Annotated in this window: 16 protein-coding genes; 2 read left to right on the top strand and 14 right to left on the bottom strand. The window is 72.6% G+C overall.

The features are described 5' to 3' along the window. Positions 1–56: 56 nt before the first annotated feature. The 6 genes from PV410_RS18370 to PV410_RS18345 form a co-directional block, all read right to left on the bottom strand. Positions 57–1,994 carry an acyl-CoA dehydrogenase family protein gene (locus tag PV410_RS18370; RefSeq protein ID WP_499514301.1) on the bottom strand — a complete coding sequence of 646 codons (1,938 nt, stop codon included), beginning with the start codon at positions 1,992–1,994 and terminating at the stop codon, positions 57–59. A gap of 122 nt (positions 1,995–2,116) precedes the next feature. Continuing rightward, positions 2,117–2,242 (bottom strand): hypothetical protein, encoded by a 126-nt coding sequence (locus PV410_RS18365; protein WP_500325771.1) that lies wholly within the window; start codon positions 2,240–2,242, stop codon positions 2,117–2,119. A gap of 23 nt (positions 2,243–2,265) precedes the next feature. Continuing rightward, positions 2,266–2,460, bottom strand: a complete 195-nt coding sequence (locus PV410_RS18360) for a hypothetical protein (protein WP_500325769.1) — start codon at positions 2,458–2,460, stop codon at positions 2,266–2,268. A gap of 208 nt (positions 2,461–2,668) precedes the next feature. After that, a complete protein-coding gene (locus PV410_RS18355; protein ID WP_500325768.1) occupies positions 2,669–4,114 on the bottom strand; it encodes an aldehyde dehydrogenase family protein in 1,446 nt (481 codons plus the stop codon). A gap of 89 nt (positions 4,115–4,203) precedes the next feature. Then, the gene (locus PV410_RS18350) at positions 4,204–5,739 is read right to left on the bottom strand and encodes a PucR family transcriptional regulator (protein WP_500325766.1); all 1,536 of its coding nucleotides are present in this window, start codon (positions 5,737–5,739) and stop codon (positions 4,204–4,206) included. 678 nt (positions 5,740–6,417) lie between these two features. Next, positions 6,418–8,670, bottom strand: coding sequence for an ATP-binding protein (locus PV410_RS18345; protein ID WP_500325764.1), 2,253 nt, complete (start codon positions 8,668–8,670; stop codon positions 6,418–6,420). Positions 8,671–8,957: 287 nt separating this feature from the next. On the opposite strand from PV410_RS18345, the gene gabT reads away from it, so the two are divergent. Together gabT and PV410_RS18335 are read left to right on the top strand one after the other, a co-directional pair. Next, a complete protein-coding gene (gabT, locus tag PV410_RS18340; protein ID WP_499514297.1) occupies positions 8,958–10,289 on the top strand; it encodes a 4-aminobutyrate--2-oxoglutarate transaminase in 1,332 nt (443 codons plus the stop codon). Between the two features lie 353 nt (positions 10,290–10,642). After that, a complete protein-coding gene (locus tag PV410_RS18335; RefSeq protein ID WP_500325762.1) occupies positions 10,643–11,266 on the top strand; it encodes a phosphatase PAP2 family protein in 624 nt (207 codons plus the stop codon). Here PV410_RS18335 and PV410_RS18330 read toward each other — a convergent pair. The 8 genes from PV410_RS18330 to PV410_RS18295 all read right to left on the bottom strand — a co-directional run bounded on the left by PV410_RS18330 (position 11,238) and on the right by PV410_RS18295 (position 19,895). After that, on the bottom strand, positions 11,238–12,743 hold the full coding sequence (locus tag PV410_RS18330; RefSeq protein ID WP_500325760.1) for a CoA-acylating methylmalonate-semialdehyde dehydrogenase: 1,506 nt from the start codon (positions 12,741–12,743) through the stop codon (positions 11,238–11,240). The two genes, PV410_RS18335 and PV410_RS18330, sit on opposite strands and share 29 nt — an antisense overlap. A gap of 90 nt (positions 12,744–12,833) precedes the next feature. After that, positions 12,834–13,526 carry a nucleotidyl transferase AbiEii/AbiGii toxin family protein gene (locus tag PV410_RS18325; RefSeq protein WP_500325758.1) on the bottom strand — a complete coding sequence of 231 codons (693 nt, stop codon included), beginning with the start codon at positions 13,524–13,526 and terminating at the stop codon, positions 12,834–12,836. 153 nt (positions 13,527–13,679) lie between these two features. After that, complete coding sequence (locus PV410_RS18320; protein WP_499514293.1) at positions 13,680–14,150, bottom strand: hypothetical protein; 471 nt, start codon at positions 14,148–14,150, stop codon at positions 13,680–13,682. A 140-nt stretch (positions 14,151–14,290) separates the two neighbouring features. Continuing rightward, positions 14,291–15,685 carry an NAD(P)/FAD-dependent oxidoreductase gene (locus tag PV410_RS18315; protein ID WP_500325756.1) on the bottom strand — a complete coding sequence of 465 codons (1,395 nt, stop codon included), beginning with the start codon at positions 15,683–15,685 and terminating at the stop codon, positions 14,291–14,293. A 34-nt stretch (positions 15,686–15,719) separates the two neighbouring features. Beyond that, positions 15,720–16,520, bottom strand: a complete 801-nt coding sequence (locus PV410_RS18310; RefSeq protein ID WP_500325754.1) for an ABC transporter permease — start codon at positions 16,518–16,520, stop codon at positions 15,720–15,722. Beyond that, complete coding sequence (locus tag PV410_RS18305) at positions 16,520–17,455, bottom strand: ABC transporter permease (protein WP_500325752.1); 936 nt, start codon at positions 17,453–17,455, stop codon at positions 16,520–16,522. Before PV410_RS18305 ends, PV410_RS18310 begins: the two co-directional genes overlap by 1 nt. Next, the gene (locus tag PV410_RS18300) at positions 17,455–18,636 is read right to left on the bottom strand and encodes an ABC transporter ATP-binding protein (RefSeq protein ID WP_500325750.1); all 1,182 of its coding nucleotides are present in this window, start codon (positions 18,634–18,636) and stop codon (positions 17,455–17,457) included. Before PV410_RS18300 ends, PV410_RS18305 begins: the two co-directional genes overlap by 1 nt. Positions 18,637–18,665: 29 nt before the next feature. Beyond that, positions 18,666–19,895: a polyamine ABC transporter substrate-binding protein gene (locus PV410_RS18295; RefSeq protein WP_500325749.1), complete on the bottom strand. Its 1,230-nt coding sequence runs from the start codon at positions 19,893–19,895 to the stop codon at positions 18,666–18,668. Positions 19,896–19,905: the final 10 nt, after the last annotated feature.

Genomic DNA, 19,905 nt, shown 5'->3' with positions numbered 1-19,905 from the left:
GGCACCGCCTCCGGGAAGGCGGTGCCCTGTGCGCGGGGGACGCGTCCCCGGTCCGGTCAGCGGATCGGCCGGTGGACGTTCTCCTTGTGCGAGGCGCCCGGGGTGGTGTCGGCGATCCACGGGCCGTCGCTGGAGGGGTCGACGATGCCGGACTCCAGCCAGGTGTAGGCGCCGCCGAGGACCCCGTCGACGACCTTGCGGTCGATGGCGTCGGTGTTGGTCCACAGGCGGCCGAAGAGCTCCTCGACGCGGATCCGCGACTGGCGGCAGAAGGCGTCGGCGAGCTGGTAGGCCTCGCGCCCGTTCTCGCCCCGGGTGCGGAGCATCTCGGCGCGGACGCAGGCGGCGCTCATGGCGAACAGTTCGGCGCCGATGTCGACGACGCGGCCCAGGAAGCCCTGCTTGGTCTCCATCCGGCCCTGCCAGCGCGACATGGCGTAGAAGGTGGAGCGGGCGAGCTTGCGGGCGCCCCGTTCGACGTAGCGCAGGTGGGCGGCGAGGTCGGGGTGGCCCGCCGGGTGGAACGCGGAGTACGCGCCGGGGATCTGGCCGGGGCCGGCCACCAGCTTCGGCAGCCAGCGGGCGTAGAAGCCGCCGGCCTTCATGCCGGCCTTGGCCTTGTCGCCGAGCGCCTTGTCGGGGTCGATGAGGTCCCCGGCGACCGACAGGTGGGCGTCGACGGCCTCGCGGGCGATCAGCAGGTGCATGATCTCCGTGGAGCCCTCGAAGATCCGGTTGATCCGCAGGTCGCGCAGCAACTGCTCGGCCGGGACGCCCCGTTCGCCGCGGGCGGCGAGGGACTCGGCGGTCTCGAAGCCGCGGCCGCCGCGGATCTGGACCAGTTCGTCGGCCATGGTCCAGCTCATCTCGGAGGCGATGAGTTTGGCCAGCGCGCCCTCGATGCGGATGTCGTTGCGGTCCTCGTCGGCCATCTGGCTGGACAGCTCCATGACGGCCTCGAGGGCGAAGGTGGTCGCCGCGATGAAGGAGATCTTCGCGCCGACGGCCTCGTGGCGGGCGACCGGCCTGCCCCACTGCTCGCGGGCGGCCGACCACTCACGGGCGATCTTCAGGCACCACTTGCCGGCCGCGACGCAGGACGCGGGCAGCGAGAGGCGGCCGGTGTTGAGGGTGGTGAGGGCGATCTTCAGCCCGGCGCCCTCGGGACCGATGCGGTTCTCGGCGGGGACGCGTACCCGGTGGAAGCGGGTGACGCCGTTCTCGATGCCGCGCAGCCCCATGAAGGAGTTGCGGTTCTCGACGGTGATGCCCTCGGAACCGGCCTCGACGACGAAGGCGGTGATGCCGCCCTTGTGGCCCTCGCTCTTCGGCACCCGCGCCATGACGACCAGCAGGTCGGCGACCACGCCGTTGGTCGTCCACAGCTTCACGCCGTCCAGGACGTAGGAGTCCCCGTCGGGTACGGCCGTGGTCGCCAGGCGCGCGGGGTCGGACCCCACGTCGGGCTCGGTGAGCAGGAAGGCCGAGATGTCGGTGCGGGCGCAGCGCGGCAGGAACCGCTCCTTCTGCTCCGGGGTCCCGAACATCTTCAGCGGCTGGGGCACCCCGATCGACTGGTGCGCGGAGAGCAGCACGCCGATGGCGGGGCTGGCGGAGCCCACGAGGGCCAGCGCCTTGTTGTAGTACACCTGGGTGAGGCCGAGGCCGCCGTACTTGGGGTCGATCTTCATGCCGAGGGCACCGAGCTCCTTCAACCCGGTGATGACCTCGTCGGGGATCCTCGCCTCACGCTCGATCAGTGCCCCGTCCACCTTCGTCTCGACGAAGTCGCGCAGCTTGGCCAGGAACTCCTCGCCGCGCTGGACCTGCTCGGTCGACGGTGTGGGGTGGGGATGGATCAGGTCGAGCCGGAAGCGGCCCAGGAACAGTTCCTTGGCGAAGCTCGGCTTTCGCCATTCCTGTTCGCGGGCGGCCTCTGCGACCTGGCGCGCTTCGCGTTCGGAAACGGTGGGGCGGGCGGATGCTGCGGACATGGGGGCGTCACCTCGCGTCGGTTACCGACCGGTGCTACTTGTTCGTTAGTACCCCGGTTCCGGCATGGTCACCAGCCCTCGCGCACGGGGCGCGGCGGGCCGGCGGCCTTTTCGACGGCGTTTCAGGCCGACGCGAGCAGCTTCCGCGGCCGCGTGGTGTCCGGGGCGGGGCCGCCCTCGGTGACGGGGCCGGTGAGGTCGGGGACGGCCGAACCGAACTCCGCCTCGCCGGTGCCGTCGGCCGGCACCGGCCGCAGACCCTGACCCCACGTCACTTCCCGGTGGGCCGGGCCGGATTCAGCGAGGGCGAGGCCTGCGGCGCCCGCGTGCAGCGCGCCCCCGGACAGCCCCTGAGCAGGGCCGGGAGGCGGCCCCGGCCGGCGGCGTCGGGCAGGGCCACGACGGTCGGCTCGGTGTCCGCGGCCGACCGCGCGACCCGCAGCGGCGCGGCGTTCTCGGCGGGCACCGGACGCACCGCCGGATCCGCGAGGGCGCTCCACTCCACTCGGGTGAACGCCGGGCTCTCGGGGCTGGGGGGTGGGTGGCCCCCTCCGGGGCGATCGGCAGCCGGCGCCGCATATGGCGTCCCCATGCCGACGCGCGTACGGCGCGGCCGGGGCGCACCGCACATGCGCCCCGGCCGCTGGAAGGGGTGGCTCGTCCTGCCGTGAGGACTACAGAGCGAGACCGGTCAGGACCAGGACCCGCTCGTAGGTGTAGTCGTCCATGGCGTACCTGACGCCCTCGCGGCCCACGCCGGAGTCCTTGACGCCGCCGTAGGGCATCTGGTCGGCCCGGTAGGAGGGGGCGTCGCCGATGATGACGCCGCCGACCTCCAGCTCGCGGTGGGCGCGGAAGGCGGTCTGCAGGTCGTGGGTGAACACCCCGCTCTGCAGACCGAACTTGGAGTCGTTGACCGCCGCGAAGGCCTCGTCGGCGCCGTCCACCTGGTGCAGGGACAGGACGGGGCCGAAGACCTCCTCGGTGGCGATGATCGCGTCCGCCGGAAGGTCGGCGAGCACGGTCGGCTCGTAGGCGGCGCCGTCGCGCCGGCCGCCGGTCAGCAGCTTGGCGCCCTTGCCCAGCGCGTCCTCGACCCACGACTCCACGCGCTCGGCGGCCTTCTCGTCGACGAGCGGGCCGACGTCGGTGGCGTCGTCCGAGGGGTCGCCGGTGACCTGGGCGCGGACCTTGGCGACGACCTTCTCCACCAGCCGGTCGTACACGGACGCGTCGGCGATGACCCGCTGGACGGAGATGCAGGACTGGCCGCCCTGGTAGTTGGAGAAGGTGGCGATGCGGTTCGCCGCCCACTCCAGGTCCTCCTCGGAGGACCAGTCGGCCAGGACGACGGCGGCGGCGTTGCCGCCCAGCTCCAGGGTGGTGTGCTTGCGCGGCACCGAGTCCATGATCTGGTAGCCGACCCGGTCGGAGCCGGTGAAGGAGATGACCGGCAGCCGCTCGTCCCGGACGAGGGCGGGCATGCGGTCGTTCGGGACGGTGAGCACGCTCCACGAACCGGCCGGCAGGTCGGTCTCGGCCAGGATCTCGCCCAGGAGGAGCGCGGAGAGCGGGGTCGCCGGGGCCGGCTTCAGAATGATCGGCGTGCCGACCGCGATCGCCGGGGCGACCTTGTGGGCCACCAGGTTCAGCGGGAAGTTGAACGGCGCGATGCCGAGCACGCTGCCGCGCGGGAAGCGCCGGGTCAGCGCGAGGCGGCCCACGCCGCCCGCGTCGGTGTCCAGGCGCTGGGCCTCGCCGCTGTTGAAGCGGCGCGCCTCCTCCGCCGCCCAGCGGAAGACGGACACGGCACGGCCGACCTCGCCGCGGGCCCACTTGACCGGCTTGCCGTTCTCCGCGGTGATCAGCCGGGCGATCTCCTCGGAGCGCTCTGCCAGCCGCTTCGACACGTGGTCCAGGGCCGCGGCCCGCACGTGGGCGGGGGTCGCGGCGAACTCCGCCTCGACCGCCTTGGCGGCGGCCACGGCCTCCTCCACCTGGGAGGGGGTCGGCACGCCGACGGAGGCCACGACGCTGCCGTCGTACGGGTTCACGACATCGAAGGTGTCCTCGCCGGTGGCGGAGCGGCCGGCGAGCCAGAAGGCGGTGGGGGTGCTCATGCGCACCACGGTAGGGCGGGCGGCACCCGGCCGGTCTTGTCCAGTGCGTCCTGCGGATCCCGCCCTGTGCGACGTTTTGGCAGACCGTGTCAGCCGCCGGACTTGAGGGCCAGCCACAGCTCCATGCGGACGTCCGGGTCGTCCAGCGAGCGCCCGAGGATCTCCTCCACCCGCCGCATCCGGTAGCGCAGCGTGTGCCGGTGGACCCCGAGGTCAGCCGCGGCGGCGTCCCACTGCCCGTGCCGGGACAGCCACGCCCGCAGGGACGCGACCAGGTCACCGCGGGCGGTCGCGTCGTGCTCGCGCAGCGGCCGCAACAGGCCGTCGGAGAAGGCCCGGACCGCCTCGTCGCCCAGCAGCGGCAGCACCGAGCCGGAACCGACCTCGTCGTGCTCGACGAGACTGCGGCCCCGCCGCCGGGCGACCGCCAGCGCGCGCTCGGCCTGCTCGTGCGCGCCCGGGACACCCGCGGCACCCACCGCGGCGGACAGCCCGGCCACCAGGTCGTCGCTCCCGTCGACCGCCGCCACGCAGGCCGGCATCACCGCGCCGTCCGCGGCCGCGAGCACCGTCAACCGGTCCTCGTCCCGCACCGCCAGCACGGGCTCCGCGGCCCGCATCCCGGCCGCCTCCACCCGCTCGGCCAGCAGCCCCACGGCGTCCCCCGCGGCCTCCGCACGCTCCGCGACCAGCACGCGCACGGGGGCGTCGAAGAGCCCGCCGTACGGCCGGCCGGCCACGGTGCGGGCGTGCTCGGGCTCGCCGGCCAGCAGCATCCGCAGCAGCGCGGCGCCCAGGCGCTGCTCGGTGTCCTGCAGCGCGCGGGACTGCTCCAGCGACAGCGTCAGCAGCGCGACGGCGGCATGCACGAGGTAGCGGTCCGAGGTGTCCAGCCGCTCCTCCGTGCCGACCGCGAGGAAACCGCGGGGGCGCCGGCCGGTGCCCAGCGACTGCAGCTCCACGCGGTCCTCCGTACCGGCCGGGCCCGCGACCGCCGCACTGGCCGGGGCGGGCCTGCCGCGCAGCCGCTCCACCTCCCCGGCGAGCCGCGCCGCCCGCCGCCCGGCCCACTCCGGCGCCGCGGCCACCACGGCGCCCGAGGCGTCGTACAGCGCCGCCCAGCCGTTCAGGTGCGCCGCCAGCCGCGACAGCAGCGCCGTCGTCCCGTCCGGAGCGAGCGCCGCCCGGGTCAGCTCCCGCTGCGCCTCGAACCCCGCGGTCACCGCCTTGTACCGGTCGGCGGCGAGCTCCGCGGAGACGGCCTTGCTGATCGCGATGAACGGGGTCTTGTGCGGCACCTCCAGCAACGGCAGCCGGTGCGCGGCCGCCGCGTCCACGAGCGCCTGCGGCACGGTGTCATGGCTCAGCCCCACGCCGAACCCGAGGCCCACGACGCCGGCGCCGGCCAGGCGCGCCACGTACTGGCCGAGCGCCTCGGGCGAGCCGACGTCCAGCTTGAGGCCCGTGGTGAGCAGCAGCTCGCCGCCCTCCAGGTACGGCGCCGGGTCGTCCAGCTCGCTGGTGTGCACCCAGCGGACGGCGGCCTCCCCCAGGCGGTCGCCTCCGGCGAGGACGGCCAGCTTCAGGGCGGGGTTCCGCAGCAGCGAGGCGAGCGTGGGGGGCACGGGCTTTTTCTCCATCTCGGAGTGCGTTCACATCCGATTCTGCCTCACCGTATACCTGCGGTGCGGTGCCGTCTTCGTGTGCGGCGCCGCGGTTGTTGCTGTTGCGGTTTCTCCCCCACCCGCCCTCCCGATTGCCCGGCGCGGTCAGTGCGGGCCTGCGCTCCGTTGGTGTGGGGTCGGTGCCGCGCCGGGGTACGCCCCCAGCCTTCGGCCGGGGGGACCCCCACCTCGGGGCTCGCGGTTTACGCCTACATCGTTCGGCGCGGGTTCGCCGCTCGTCCCCTGCGGGGGCACCCCGCCACACCCCCTTCGGTCGTGTAGGCGACTAACGGCCGGACGGGGTGAGAAGGCGGTCCGGGGTTGCCGCAAGTGCCCCACTCACCGCCCACCGGCCGTCATGCGCCCCAACCGGCGTGAGGGGGTGTGGCGGGGTGCGCCCGGAAGCGACGAGCGGAGCACGCGGTGCCCAACGATGTAGGCGTAAACCGCGAGCGCTGAGGACGTGCGCCGGCGCGGCCCCGACCCAGGCACACGTTGCGCAGGCCCGCACTGACCGCGCCGGGCAATCGGGAGGGCGGCGGGGGATGCCCGCCGCAGGCGCAACGCACCCGCACACGAACGACGGGCCGTACCGCGAACCCCGGTCTGCGAAGCGCAACGCACCCGCACAGAAACCGCTCAGGCGCGCAGATCGACCAGCACCGGAGGCGCGTGCTCCCCGTCGACCGCGGTGAGGGAGACGACCGCGTGCCCCGCAGGGACCGCGTGCGCGAGCTCGGACGCGGACCAGCGCTCGCGCTCGACCCGGCGTACCGTCACCGACTCCGCCGTGACCGCCTTCCCGGTCACCAGGCGCCGCACGGCATGCAGCACCCGCGTGAGCGGCTCGTCCGCGACGATCTGGCGGTTCGTGACGTCGTGGACGTCCACCCATTCCTTGCCCCACACCTCGGCGAACCGTGCGCCGTCCCAGGCCGTGAGGCCGGCCAGGGCGGCCCGGCAGCCGACGGCGCCGAGCAGGGCACCGCGGAGCGCTTCGGGGACGTCGTCCAGCGTGCGCAGCGTGAGCACCGCGCCGGCGTTGGCGGAGCGCATGCGCTGCAGGCCGCGCACGGATTCCGCGGTCACCGTGTGGGAGGCGTCGTCGAGGACGAGGCAGGCGAACAGGGAGCGGTCCTGCCGGGCCGTGGCGCACTCGGCGAACTGGGCGAGGACGAGCCGCGCCAGCATCCGGGAGACCTCGGCGTGGCCCCGCTCCGGGAGGTCGATGCGGACCCGGAGCGGGTGCTCCAGGCCCCGCAGCGAGAACGGGTGGCTGCCGCCGGTGGTGTCGAAGAACCCGGCGAACGCGGGCCGGTCGAGCAGCGCGATGCGGTCGGCGAGCAGGGGGCCCGCGTCGCCGGGCCGGGCGGACTGACGTTCCCGTGCGTCGAGTTCGCGCAGCTGGCCCAGGGCGGCGCCGCCGCGGGCCTGCAGGGCGGAGCGGAGCGCGGCCAGGGCCGAGGGGGTGCCGTCGAGGAGTTCGCGCAGCTCGGGGACGGAGGGGAAGCGGCCGTGGGCGGCGTGGAAGGGCCCGAGGAGCTGGGCGAGTGCGGTGGCGGCGCGGCGGCTGTCGCCGCCGGGCAGCGCGGCGGCGAGGTCGCCGACGAGGGCCTCGGAGAGGAAGCCCGCGGCCTCGTCGGGGTCGGAGGTGCCGCCGTACAGGTCGAGGTCGTACGCGGAGTCGGGATGGCCGATCTTGACGACGACGTCGAAGGACTCGTCCGGTGCGAGCCGTGCCCCCTCGGTGCCGACCACGACCACGGCCGCCCGCCCGGCGAGGGCCTGCAGGCACATCAGCTCCAGCGCGGGCCGCGCCAGGCGCACGGTCTTGCCGGAGCCGGGCGGTCCGACGGCCAGGAGGGACGTGCCGAGCACGGACGGGTCGAGGGCGTAGCCGGCGCCGCGGTGGGAGCGGGGGTTGCGCTCGTCGTCGGGGGCGGCGCCGATGCGGACCTGGCCGGCGAGCAGGTCGTGCCGGGCGGCGCGGGCGGGCAGGTCGCGGGCGCCGGACGGGTGGGCGCAGGCGGCGGCCCCGTACCGCAGGACGGTGTCGGTGAAGGCGGTCAGCCGGCCGGGCTCGGAGCGCACGGACTGCCAGGCACGGGACAGGCGGGCGAAGTCGACGTCGTTCATCAGCCCGGAGCGCGCGTCCTCGGCGAGCCGGTCCGCGGCGTCGGCGGCGCCGCCCTGGCGGAGGGCGGGGAAGGCGGCCGGGTCCTGGGCGGGGTCGGCGGGTTCGCGGCCGGCGGCCGCGGCCTCCTCCTCGCGGGACCGCCGGAGCGGGGTGGTGATGAAGCGGCGCCACAGTTCGGCCCAGCGGCCGATGCGGGCGAAGAAGACCAGCAGGGCGCCGCCGATGAGCGCGTAGTAGAGGTACGAGGCCCACAGGTAGGCGGTCTGGTTGCCGCCCGCCCGGCGCCAGGAGTCGGGGGTCAGGGCGAGCAGCGGCCACAGCCAGTAGCTGCCGAGGTAGCCGTTCCACAGCAGGGACCACAGCAGCCAGCCGCCGAGGAAGGAGATCAGGGCGCCGGCGACGAGCTGGCGGCCCGGCACGGCGTCCGGGTCGGCGGCGGGGCGGGGGCGGTGCCCGAGGCGCCACACACCGGGGGCGGCGGCCGGGCGCGGGGCCCGCAGCCAGGAGAGGAGGCCCGACCCGTCCGGCGTGGCGGCCGGTGCGGACTCCGCCGGGGCGTGCCACGGGGCGCCGCCGGGGCGGACCCCCGGCAGCGGGGGCGGTCCGGGTGGCAACGGGGGCGTGGCCGGGGCCGCGTCCTGGCCGGCGTCGCGCCAGGTGCGGGTGTCCCGCTCGCCGCGTGAAGGGTCGGCGGGACCCGGCCGGGCACCGGGGACGGGCGGCGGTCCGGCGTGCGCGGGCGGGGCGCCCGGCATCGGCCGGGCACCGGGTACCGGCGGCGTGCCCGGTTGCGGGCCGGGGCCTCCGGGCGGAGAGGCCGCGGGCTTCTCGTGCGTACCGTCGCGTTCCATCGCGTGTGCCACCCCTCGCAGGTCCGCACTCAATGTAGTCGAGCGGCCACCGCAGTCTGAAGGATCTTGGCACGCTCATGTCCGTCACGTCGAAGAGGCGTTCCGCAGTGCGCCCTATCGGAGTGTGCGGGGCTCCGCCGTACGGGCTTAGCCTGCGAGGAAAGACCACGGTTCGAAGGAGTACGTCCGCCATGACCGATCTGGCCCAGGAGCGTCGACTCGTCACCCCGATCCCCGGCCCCAAGTCGCAGGAGCTGCTGGCGCGCAAGACGGCGGCGGTCGCGAGCGGTGTCGGCGTGACCTTGCCCGTCTTCGTCACCCGCGCCGGCGGCGGCGTCCTGGAGGACGTGGACGGCAACTCCCTGATCGACTTCGGCTCCGGCATCGCGGTGACCTCGGTCGGCAACAGCGCCGAGGCGGTCGTGCGCCGCGCGTCGGCGCAGCTGGCCGACTTCACCCACACCTGTTTCATGGTGACGCCGTACGAGGGCTACGTGGAGGTCGCCGAGGCACTCAACGAGCTGACCCCGGGCGACCACGAGAAGCGCACCGCGCTGTTCAACTCCGGTGCCGAGGCCGTCGAGAACGCGGTGAAGATCGCCCGCGCGTACACCAAGCGCCAGGCCGTCGTCGTCTTCGACCACGGCTACCACGGCCGCACCAACCTGACGATGGCGCTGACGGCGAAGAACATGCCGTACAAGCACTCGTTCGGCCCGTTCGCGCCCGAGGTCTACCGCATGCCGCTGGCCTACCCCTACCGCTGGCTGACCGGCGCGGAGAACTGCGCGGAGGAGGCCGCGGCCCAGGCGATCGACATGATCACCAAGCAGGTCGGGGCCGAGAACGTGGCCGCGATCGTGATCGAGCCGATCCAGGGCGAGGGCGGCTTCATCGAGCCGGCCAAGGGCTTCCTGCCGAAGCTGGTGGAGTTCGCCCGGGCGAACGGCATCGTCTTCGTCGCGGACGAGATCCAGACCGGCTTCTGCCGCACCGGCCAGTGGTTCGCCTGCGAGGACGAGGGCATCGTCCCGGACCTGATCACCACCGCCAAGGGCATCGCCGGCGGTCTGCCGCTGGCCGCGGTGACCGGCCGCGCCGAGATCATGGACGCCGCGCACTCCGGCGGTCTGGGCGGCACCTACGGCGGCAACCCGGTGGCGTGCGCCGGTGCGCTCGGCGCCATCGAGACGATGAAGGAGCAGGACCTCAACGCCAAGGCCCGCCGCATCGGCGAGATCATGCTCGGCCGGCTGCGCGGCATGCAGGAGAAGTTCGAGGTCATCGGTGAGGTCCGCGGCCGCGGCGCCATGATCGCGATCGAGCTGGTGGAGCCGGGCGGCAAGAACCCCAACGCCGCGGCGACCGCCGCCGTGGCCAAGGCCTGCCACGCCGAGGGCCTGGTGGTCCTGACCTGTGGCACCTACGGGAATGTGCTGCGCTTCCTGCCGCCGCTGGTCATCGGGGAGGACCTGCTGAACGAGGGCCTGGACATCATCGAGGGCGCTCTCGCCCGGCTGTGACCAGGTGCTTCGCCTGCGACCGAGCGTGTACGACACACAGCGTGAAGAAGGTGTGCGGGCCTGATGGCGGGAGGGTGCAACCCCTGCCGGTCGACCCCCCCGGTGACGTACGGTTTCCGCAGATGGATGCAACACCCCGTCTGCGGAAGTCCGCGGGCGACACTTTGCCGGTGACCCCCCATCATCGGCACAGCAGTGCCCTCGCGCACAGCGCCGAAGCCGAAGGCTCCGGCAATCCTCGCCGATCGGTCGGCCGCTTGCCCCAAACCCCCCGGGGCGGGCGGTACGGCGATCGTTCTGGCCGCCCCGGAACTCTCCCCCCTGTTCCGGGGCGGCCAACTTCTCTGGTGGCCGTGGTGTGCACGGCGCTCTTCGGACTGCTGACCTGGCAGGAAGCACTACGAGGGCGCCTGGTGGCCGTGGACGGGCCGGTGCGTGCCACCCTTGCGGGTTCCTCCCCCCACCCCGCGGACCGCTCGGCCGTGGCACGGTTCCTGGCCGACCTGGGCAACTGGCAGGTCGCCGTGCCCGTACTGCTGCTTGCGATGGTCTGCACCACCTGGTGCGCCCACCGGTACCGACGGCCCCGCCCCTGGCTGCCGCCGCTGGCGTACGCGCTGGTGATGGTCGTGGCGCCGCTGCTGGTCGCCCTGGTGAAGCCGCTGGTCGGCCGCGCCGACCCCGGTTCGCCGGCCCTCTCCCCGGGCTATCCCGGGTTCTACCCCTCCGGCCACACGGCCACGGCGGCCGCCGCGTACGGCGGCGCCGTGCTCCTGCTGCTGCCGTGTCTGGTACGCACAGCGGCACGGCGGCTGCTGGTCGCGGCCGCCGTGCTGCTCAACGGTGCGGTGGGCGTCGCCCTGGTCCGCTGCGGCTACCACTGGCCGCTCGACGTGGTGGGGAGCTGGCTGCTGTGCGGCGCCCTGCTCGCGGGCGCCGCCCTGGCGGTCAGTTGTTGGTCGGGAAACCGAGGTTGATGCCGCCGTGGCTCGGGTCGAGCCACCGCTGGGTGACGGCCTTGCCGCGGGTGAAGAAGTGGACGCCGTCCGGGCCGTACGCGTGCGTGTCGCCGAACAGCGAGGCCTTCCAGCCGCCGAAGGAGTAGTACGCCACCGGCACCGGGATCGGCACGTTGATGCCGACCATGCCGACCTCGACGTCGTGCTGGAAGCGCCGGGCGGCGCCGCCGTCGTTGGTGAAGATGGCCGTGCCGTTGCCGTACGGGTTGGTGTTGATCAGCTCCAGGCCCTCGTCGTACGAGCCCACGCGGACCACGGACAGGACCGGGCCGAAGATCTCGTCGTTGTAGACGGACATGCCGGGCTTGACGTCGTCGAAGAGGGTCGGGCCGAGCCAGAAACCGTCCGCGGTGTCCTCGCCGGTGACGGCGTGCTTACGGCCGTCCACGGCAAGGGTCGCGCCGTCGGCGAGGCCCGCGTCGAGGTAGGACGTCACCTTGTCGCGGTGGGCGCCGGTGACCAGCGGGCCCATCTCGGAGGCGGCGTTGCAGCCGGGGCCGACCGTGAGCCCGGCCATCCGCTCCTTGATCTTCTCGACCAGCGTGTCGCCGATCGGGTCGACCGCGACCAGGACGGACACGGCCATGCAGCGCTCGCCGGCCGCGCCGAACCCGGCGTTGACGGCGGCGTCGGCCGCGAGGTCCAGGTCCGCGTCCGGCAGCACCAGCATGTGGTTCTTGGCGCCGCCCAGGGCCTGGACGCGCTTGCCGTAGCGGGTGCCGGTCTCGTAGACGTACCGGGCGATCGGGGTGGAGCCGACGAAGGACACGGACTTGACGTCCGGGTGCTCCAGGAGGCGGTCGACGGCGACCTTGTCGCCGTGCACGACGTTGAAGACGCCGTCCGGCAGCCCGGCCTGCTTCCACAGCCCGGCCATGAAGTTCGCGGCGGACGGGTCCTTCTCGGAGGGCTTGACGACGACGGTGTTGCCCGCGGCGATGGCGATGGGGAAGAACCACATCGGCACCATGGCCGGGAAGTTGAAGGGCGAGATGATCGCGACCGGCCCGAGCGGCTGGCGGATCGAGTAGACGTCGATGCCGGTCGAGGCCTGCTCGGTGAAGCCGCCCTTGATGAGCTGCGGGATGCCGCAGGCGTACTCGACGACCTCCAGGCCGCGGGCGATCTCGCCGAGCGCGTCGGAGTGCACCTTGCCGTGCTCGGAGACGATGATCGCCGCCAGCTCGTCGCGCTGGGCGTTGAGGAGCTCGCGGAAGGCGAAGAGCACCGAGGTGCGCTTGGCCACCGAGGCGTTCCGCCACTCCTTGAACGCGGCGGCGGCCGCACCGACGGCCTGGTCGACCTCGGAGATCGACGCGAAGTCCACCCGACCGGTCACGGCCCCGGTGGCGGGGTCGTACACGTCCCCGTGCCGCTCCGCGGTGCCGGTCCACGTCTGTCCGGCGATCCAGTGCGTGATGTGCTTGTCGGTCACGGCGGACCTTCCTCTCCTCGTCTCCTGCCAGTCTCGCCAGCGGGCAGGGCCCCCTCAAGCACCAAGGTGTCGGCGTCGGAGCCGGGAGCTTTACAGGTCGTACAGCTCGTCGGGGTGCTCCATGCCCTCCATGAGGTCCAGCCGGATGTCCTGCGCCCAGTCGAAGGCCCAGCGCTTGACGGCGGCGACGGCCGCGCCGTCCAGTCCCTGCGCCGCGTACGCCGCGTCGTCGGCCTCGACGAGCTTGTCGAGGCGGTCGGCGAGGAGGCGCGGCTGGAGGTCCTCGTCGAGGTGGACGGCCATCGTCAGCAACTCCCCCGGCGTGAACCAGGCGGTCAGGGCGTGGACGTCGACCAGGTCGCGCACGGTGGCGCGGTCGGCGACGGCGGCCACCTTCAGGGCGGCGCAGTCCTCCAGCGCCACCACCGGCACGGGCCCGGACAGGCCGAGGCCGACACGGACCGGGGGACGGGAGAGCGGCTGCTTGGCGACGTGGACCGTGTGGCCGGCGTCGCCCGGCGAGGTGACCCCGAGGTGGGCGGCCAGCGGTGTGCCGGGCAGCGCGACCACCTCGTAACCGGCCCCGGCGTACGCGGCCGCGAGCGCGGCACCGATGTCGCCGGCCGGTGTGGAGCTGAAGGTCACCAGGTCGAGGTGGCGGGACGGGCGGCGGTCGAAGCCGTGCGCGATCAGCGCGAGACCGCCCGCCACGGCGAGGCCGTGGCGCCCGCAGACGGGCAGCGCGGTCTCGACGAGGTGCGCGAGGCCGGGCGTGAGGTCCATGTCAGCCTGCCGCGGCGGCAGGCGCGGGAGCGGGCGCGCGCCGTGGCGCACCCGGGTATCCGGGGCCGCTCCGGGGCCGGCCGCGTTCCGTGCGGATCATGGCACCAGTGTCGCGCACGGGGGCGTACGGGTGTCGGGCCCCCGGGCGCGCGATCACTCGCCCGGATCACGGCCGCGCCGTCCCGCCAGGTGGGCCGCCGCCTCGTGCATGGCCAGCTCCAGGACGCCGGGGTCCGTGAGGTTGCCGGTGCCGTCCGGCGGCACGAGCCAGCGGACTCCGCCCGTGGCGCGGCCGGGGTAGGGGACCACGATCCAGGTGCCGGGGCCCGCGGTGCGGACCCCGGTGCCAATCCAGCGGGCGGCGGTGCCCGGGGGCACGAAGTAGCCCATGCGGGAGTCGCCGAAGTCGGCCAGGACCGGGCCCGGGCGGTCGACGAGACGGGTGAGGACGTCGAGCGTCGGGTAGCCCAGTTCGCCGGTGAGGATGAGGACGTCCCACAGCCGCCCGGCGGGCAGGAGCGTCACCCCGAGGGGGTGCCGCTCCCATTCCCACCGGGTGGCGTCGGGATCGGGTGCCACGGAAACCAGCCATTCGACCGCGCCCCGCGCGTCTGTGCCCACCATGCCGGTTCCTCCGTTCCGTGTGTGCGCTGTCGTGCTGTCACGCGGAGAGAGGAGGCCGGGCCCGGATCATTACGCGGGTTTCACCACGCCCGATGGGGTGATCCGGTCCACAGGGTGCGCAGGGGGTGCCGCAGGGGCGGTCAGCTGTCGAAGCCGAGGCCGAGCCGGTCCATCGTCTTGAGCCACAGGTTGCGCCGGCCGGCGTTGCGGTCGGCCCGGTCCAGCGACCACTTGGTGAGGCCGATGCCCGCCCATGCCAGGGGCTCGGGCGGGAAGGGCAGCGGCTTGGTGCGGACCATGCGCAGTGCGGTGCGCTCGGTGCGCTCGCCGGAGAGCAGGTCGAGCATGACGTCCCCGCCGAAGCGGGTGGCGCCGACGCCGAGGCCGGTGTAGCCGGCGGCGTAGGCGACCTTCCCGTCGTGGGCGGTGCCGTAGAAGGCGGAGAAGCGCGAGCAGGTGTCGATCGCGCCGCCCCACGCATGGCTGAAGCGCACGCCCTCCAGCTGCGGGAAGCAGCGGAAGAAGTGGCCGGCGAGCTTCAGGTACGTCTGCGGGCGTTCGTCGCGGGCGGTGTCCAGGCGGCCGCCGTACGGGTAGATGGCGTCGTAGCCGCCCCACAGGACGCGGTTGTCGGCGGTGAGCCGGAAGTAGTGGAACTGGTTGGCGCTGTCGCCGAGCCCCTGGCGCTTCTTCCAGCCGATCGCGCCGAGCTGCTGCGGCGTCAGCGGCTCGGTCACCAGCGCGTAGTCGTACACGGGGACGATGTAGGGACGCACCCGGCGCACCAGCGAGGGGAAGACGTTGGTGCCGAGCGCGACGTGCCGGGCGAAGACCCGCCCGTACGGGGTGCGCACGGCCATGCCGGAGCCGTTGCGGGCGAGCTGGGTGGCGCGGGTGTGCTCGTAGACGCGTACGCCCAGCTCCTCGCAGGCCCGCCGCAGGCCCCAGGCGAGCTTCGCCGGGTGCAGCATGGCGACGCCCCTGCGGTCCCACAGCCCGCCGGCGAAGGTCGGCGAGTCGACCTCGGCACGGACCTGGTCACGGTCGAGCAGCTCCAGTTCGACGCCGTGCCGGGCGGCCTCCTCGGCGGAGGCCTGGAGGTCGTCGAGCTGGTAGGGCTCGGTGGCGACGTCGATCTCCCCGGAGCGTTCGAAGTCGCAGTCGATGGAGTAGCGGTCCACCGCCTCCTCGATGCCGTCGAGGTTGCGGTTGCCCAGCTCCTCCAGTCGCCCGAACTCCTCGGGCCAGCGGGCGAGTCCGTTGGCCAGGCCGTGGGTGAGGCTGGCGGCGCAGAAGCCCCCGTTGCGGCCGGACGCCGCCCAGCCCACCTCCTTGCCCTCGATCAGGACGACGTCACGCCGCGGGTCGCGCTCCTTGGCGAGCAACGCGGTCCACAGCCCGGTGTAGCCGCCGCCGACCACCAGCAGGTCGCAGTGCTCGTCGCCGACGAGGGCGGAGCCGGCCTGCGGCCTGCCGGGGTCCTCCAGCCAGAACGGTGTCGGCTGCGCGTCGGCGAGCGAACGGGCTGGATCCATGGGGTCTCACACCTTTGCGGATGCGGTCGGCGGATTAACTATGGGCTTTCCTGCGGCGGCTGAGCAGCTGTCCGACGACGACGCACAGCACCGCCACGACGAACATCAGCGTGCCGATGACGTTCACCTGGACGGGCAGGCCCTTCTGGGCCGCGCCCCAGACGAACATCGGGAAGGTCACGGTGGCCGGGCCGGCGTTGAACTGCGTGATGATGAAGTCGTCGATGGAGATCGCGAAGCTGAGCAGCGCTCCCGCCGCGATGCCGGGCGCGGCGATCGGGAAGGTGATCCGCCAGAAGGTCTGCCACGGGGTGGCGTACAGGTCCTGGGCGGCCTGCTCCAGTCGCGGGTCCATGCTCATCACGCGCGCCTTGACCGCCGTCACGACGAAGCTGAGGCAGAACATGATGTGCGCGATGAGGATGGTCCAGAAGCCGAACTGGATGCGCATGTTGAGGAAGAGGGTGCCGAGCGAGGCGCCCATGACGATCTCGGGCATCGCCATCGGCAGCCAGATCAGGCCGGTCACCGGGCCGCGGCCGCGGAAGCGGTAGCGGCCGAGCGCGAAGGCGACCATGGTGCCGAGGATCGTGGCGCCGATGGTGGCGAGTACGGCGATCTCCAGGGACAGCGACACCGAGTCGCACATGTCGCCGACACCGCAGGGGTTGGCCCAGGCGTCGAGCGAGAAGTGGTTCCAGGAGTAGTTGAAGCGGCCCTTGGGCTGGTTGAAGGAGAAGATCAGGACGATCACGTTGGGGATCGTCATGTAGGCGAGTGCGGCCGCGGCGGCGAAGACCACGAGGCGCCGTCGCACCCAGTTCAGCACGGGCATCAGACCAGTTCCTCCGTCCCCGCCTTGCGGATGTAGACGGACACGATCACCAGGATCGCGGCCATGAGCATGAAGGACAGCGCGGCGGCGGTCGGGTAGTCGAGCACCGTGAGGAACTTGGACTGGATGACGTTGCCGATCATCTGCTCGCTGGGGCTGCCCAGCAACTCGGCGTTGATGTAGTCGCCGGAGGCGGGGATGAAGGTGAGCAGCGTGCCGGCCACGACGCCGGGGAGCGAGATCGGGAAGGTCACCTTGCGGAAGGTGGTGAAGGGCCGGGCGTACAGGTCGCCCGCCGCCTCGTGCAGCCGCGGGTCGATGCGCTCCAGCGAGCTGTAGAGCGGCAGGATCATGAAGGGCAGGAAGTTGTACGTCAGACCGCACACCACCGCGAGCGGTGTGGCGAGCACGCGGTCGTCGGCGGTGATGCCCAGGGACGCGGTGACGCTGAGGATGTGCAGCTTGTCCAGCACGGTGACGACGTAGCCGTCGTCCGCGAGGATCGTCTTCCAGGCCAGGGTGCGGATCAGGAAGCTGGTGAAGAACGGCGCAATGACCATGACCAGCAGCACGTTCCGCCAGCGGCCCGCCTTGAAGGCGATGGTGTACGCCAGCGGGTAGCCGATCGCCAGGCACAGCACGGTGGCGATGCCGGCGTAGATCAGCGAGCGCAGGTAGAAGACGTCGTATTCCTTGAACGCGTCCCAGTAGGTCGCGAAGTGCCAGGTGACGCGGTAGCCGGTCTCCAGGGAGCCGGTCTGCACCGAGGTCGAGGCCTGGTAGACCATCGGGGCGGCGAAGAAGACCAGCAGCCACAGGATGCCGGGCAGCAGCAGCCAGTAGGGGACGAGTCTGCGCCGCCGGGCGGCGGCGCCGGCCGGGACCGGCGGGGTCTCCTCCGGCGCCCCGGCGGGGGCGGTGGACAGGGCGGCCATTACGCGTTGACCTCCCCGGCCTCGATGTCCTGCGCGGCGTCGAGACCGAAGGTGTGCGCGGGGCTCCAGTGCAGCACCACCTCGGCGCCGGGGACGAGACGGCCGTCGCGCTCGACGTTCTGCGCGAAGACGGCCAGCTCCGGGCACCAGGGGCTGTTGACGACGTACTGGGTGGAGACGCCGATGAAGCTGGCGTCGACGATCCGCCCGGTGATCTTGTTGCGGCCCTCGGGGACCTCGGCCGCGTCGTCGGCGTGGACGATGGAGATCTTCTCGGGACGCACCCCGGCGAGGAGCTTGTCGCCCGCCTGCACGGAGGGGGCGCACCGTGCGGTGGGCATCGCCAGACGGCCGTCGCCGACGCTGAGCAGCAGGTCGTCGCCGCTGGTACCGGCGACCTCGGCCTCGATGAGGTTGGACTGGCCGAGGAAGTTGGCGACGAAGGTGGTGCTGGGGTTCTCGTACAGGTCGGTGGGCGCGCCGAGCTGCTCGATGCGGCCCGCGTTCATCACGGCGATGGTGTCGGCCATGGTCATGGCCTCTTCCTGGTCGTGCGTGACGTGCACGAAGGTGATGCCGACCTCGGTCTGGATGCGCTTGAGCTCCAGCTGCATCTGGCGGCGCAGCTTCAGGTCCAGGGCGCCCAGCGGCTCGTCGAGGAGCAGCACCTTGGGGTGGTTGATCAGGGCACGGGCGACGGCGACGCGCTGCTGCTGGCCGCCGGAGAGCTGGTGGGGCTTGCGGCGGGCGAGATGACCCAGCTCGACGAGGTCGAGCATGTCCCCGACCTGGCCCTTGACGGACTTGATGCCGCGGCGGCGCAGGCCGAAGGCGACGTTCTCGTAGATGTCGAGGTGCGGGAAGAGCGCGTAGTTCTGGAAGACCGTGTTGACCGGGCGCTTGTACGGCGGCAGACCGGTGACGTCCTGGTCGCCGATGCGGACGGTGCCGCTGCTGGGGTCCTCCAGACCGGCGATCATGCGCAGCGTGGTGGTCTTGCCGCAGCCGGAGGCGCCCAGGAGGGCGAAGAAGGAGCCCTCGGGGATGGTGAGGTCGAGCGGGTGGACGGCCGTGAAGTCGCCGTAGTCCTTGCCGATGCCGGTGAGGGTCACGGCGCCGCCCGCGGAGGCGGGGTCCTTGCCGCCGGCCGGCTCGGTGAGCGGTGCGGTCTGCTGGGTCATGTCGTCAGATCCCTAACTGCGGTGGCCGGTCAGGCGCCGATGAGCTTGGCGAACTTGTCCTCGAAGGCGGTCTCCTCCTTGGAGGAGAGCGACCGGAAGGGATGGGCCTTCGCCTTCATCTCCGCGTTGGGAATGATCAGCGGGTTGGTGGCCACGTCCTTGTCGATCTTGAGGAGTTCCTCGTAGACGCCCGTGCAGGGCGTGATGTAGTTGACCCATGCCGCGAGCTCGGCGGCGATCGCGGGCTGGTAGTACCAGTCCATGAGCCGCTCGGCGTTCTTGCGGTGCTTGGAACCCGCCGGGACCAGCATGTTGTCGGTGGAGTAGATGTAGCCGGCGGGCGGGATCACGAACTTGATCTCGGGGTTGTCGGCCTGGAGCTGGACCAGGTCGCCGGCCCAGGCGACGCAGGCGGCGATGTTCCCCGAGGCGAGGCCGTCGGTGTACTCGTTGCCGGTGAACTGGCGGATCTGCTTGTTGTCCACGGCCTTCTGGACGCGGGCCACGGCCGCGTCGAAGTCGTCCGCGGTGAAGGACTCCGGCCGCTTGCCCATGTCGAGCAGGGTCATGCCTATGGTGTCGCGCATCTCGCTGAGCATGGCGACGCGGCCCTTGAGGTCGGGGTCGTCCAGCAGCTGGGAGACGCTGCCGACCTTCTTCCCCTTGGTCGCCTTCTCGTTGTAGGCGATGACGGTGGCGATGCCCTGCCAGGGGTAGGAGTGGGCGCGTCCGGGGTCCCAGTCGGGGTTGCGGAAACGTTGCTCCAGATTGGTGAACGCGTTCGGCAGGTAGGTGGGGTCCAGCGGCTGGGCCCAGCCCAGACGGATCATCCGGGCGGCCATCCAGTCGGTGAGGACGACCAGGTCGCGGCCGGTGGACTGGCCCGCGGCGAGCTGTGGTTTGATCTTGGCGAAGAACTCGACGTTGTCGGTGATGTCGTCGCTGTACTTGACCTTGATCCCGGTCTTCTTCTCGAAGGCCTCCAGGGTCGGCATGTGCTTCTCGTCGTCGCTCATGTCGATGTAGAGCTGCCAGTTCGAGAAGACCAGCGACTTGTCCTTGTCGGACAGGTCGTCGCTCTTCACACCGCCCTGGTTGTTGGTGGCGGCCGGGATGCCGCAGGCGGACAGCGCCCCGGCACCCGCGACGCCGAGCCCCGCGCCGAGCACCCGGCGCCGGCTGACGGATGCCCTCCCGTTGGTCAGGCTGCGTTCCCACGCTTTGCGTACGGGCTCGGACAGGCCCTCGAACATCTCCATTGCGGTGCGG

It is taken from the genome of Streptomyces sp. PA03-5A (genome assembly GCF_033792725.1).
Lineage (GTDB): Bacteria > Actinomycetota > Actinomycetes > Streptomycetales > Streptomycetaceae > Actinacidiphila.
Note: the sequence above shows the minus strand (reverse complement) of the source record. Positions and strands in the feature narration are given on the sequence as shown.

What these genes read in the sequence shown, in the direction of transcription:
- PV410_RS18305 (WP_500325752.1), bottom strand. Translation starts at nt 17,455, where the DNA reads ATGGCCGCCCTGTCCACCGCCCCCGCCGGGGCGCCGGAGGAGACCCCG.
- PV410_RS18325 (WP_500325758.1), bottom strand. Translation starts at nt 13,526, where the DNA reads ATGGACCTCACGCCCGGCCTCGCGCACCTCGTCGAGACCGCGCTGCCC.
- PV410_RS18315 (WP_500325756.1), bottom strand. Translation starts at nt 15,685, where the DNA reads ATGGATCCAGCCCGTTCGCTCGCCGACGCGCAGCCGACACCGTTCTGG.
- PV410_RS18295 (WP_500325749.1), bottom strand. Translation starts at nt 19,895, where the DNA reads ATGGAGATGTTCGAGGGCCTGTCCGAGCCCGTACGCAAAGCGTGGGAA.
- PV410_RS18370 (WP_499514301.1), bottom strand. Translation starts at nt 1,994, where the DNA reads ATGTCCGCAGCATCCGCCCGCCCCACCGTTTCCGAACGCGAAGCGCGC.
- PV410_RS18310 (WP_500325754.1), bottom strand. Translation starts at nt 16,520, where the DNA reads ATGCCCGTGCTGAACTGGGTGCGACGGCGCCTCGTGGTCTTCGCCGCC.
- PV410_RS18320 (WP_499514293.1), bottom strand. Translation starts at nt 14,150, where the DNA reads ATGGTGGGCACAGACGCGCGGGGCGCGGTCGAATGGCTGGTTTCCGTG.
- PV410_RS18345 (WP_500325764.1), bottom strand. Translation starts at nt 8,670, where the DNA reads ATGCCGGGCGCCCCGCCCGCGCACGCCGGACCGCCGCCCGTCCCCGGT.
- gabT (WP_499514297.1), top strand. Translation starts at nt 8,958, where the DNA reads ATGACCGATCTGGCCCAGGAGCGTCGACTCGTCACCCCGATCCCCGGC.
- PV410_RS18355 (WP_500325768.1), bottom strand. Translation starts at nt 4,114, where the DNA reads ATGAGCACCCCCACCGCCTTCTGGCTCGCCGGCCGCTCCGCCACCGGC.
- PV410_RS18300 (WP_500325750.1), bottom strand. Translation starts at nt 18,636, where the DNA reads ATGACCCAGCAGACCGCACCGCTCACCGAGCCGGCCGGCGGCAAGGAC.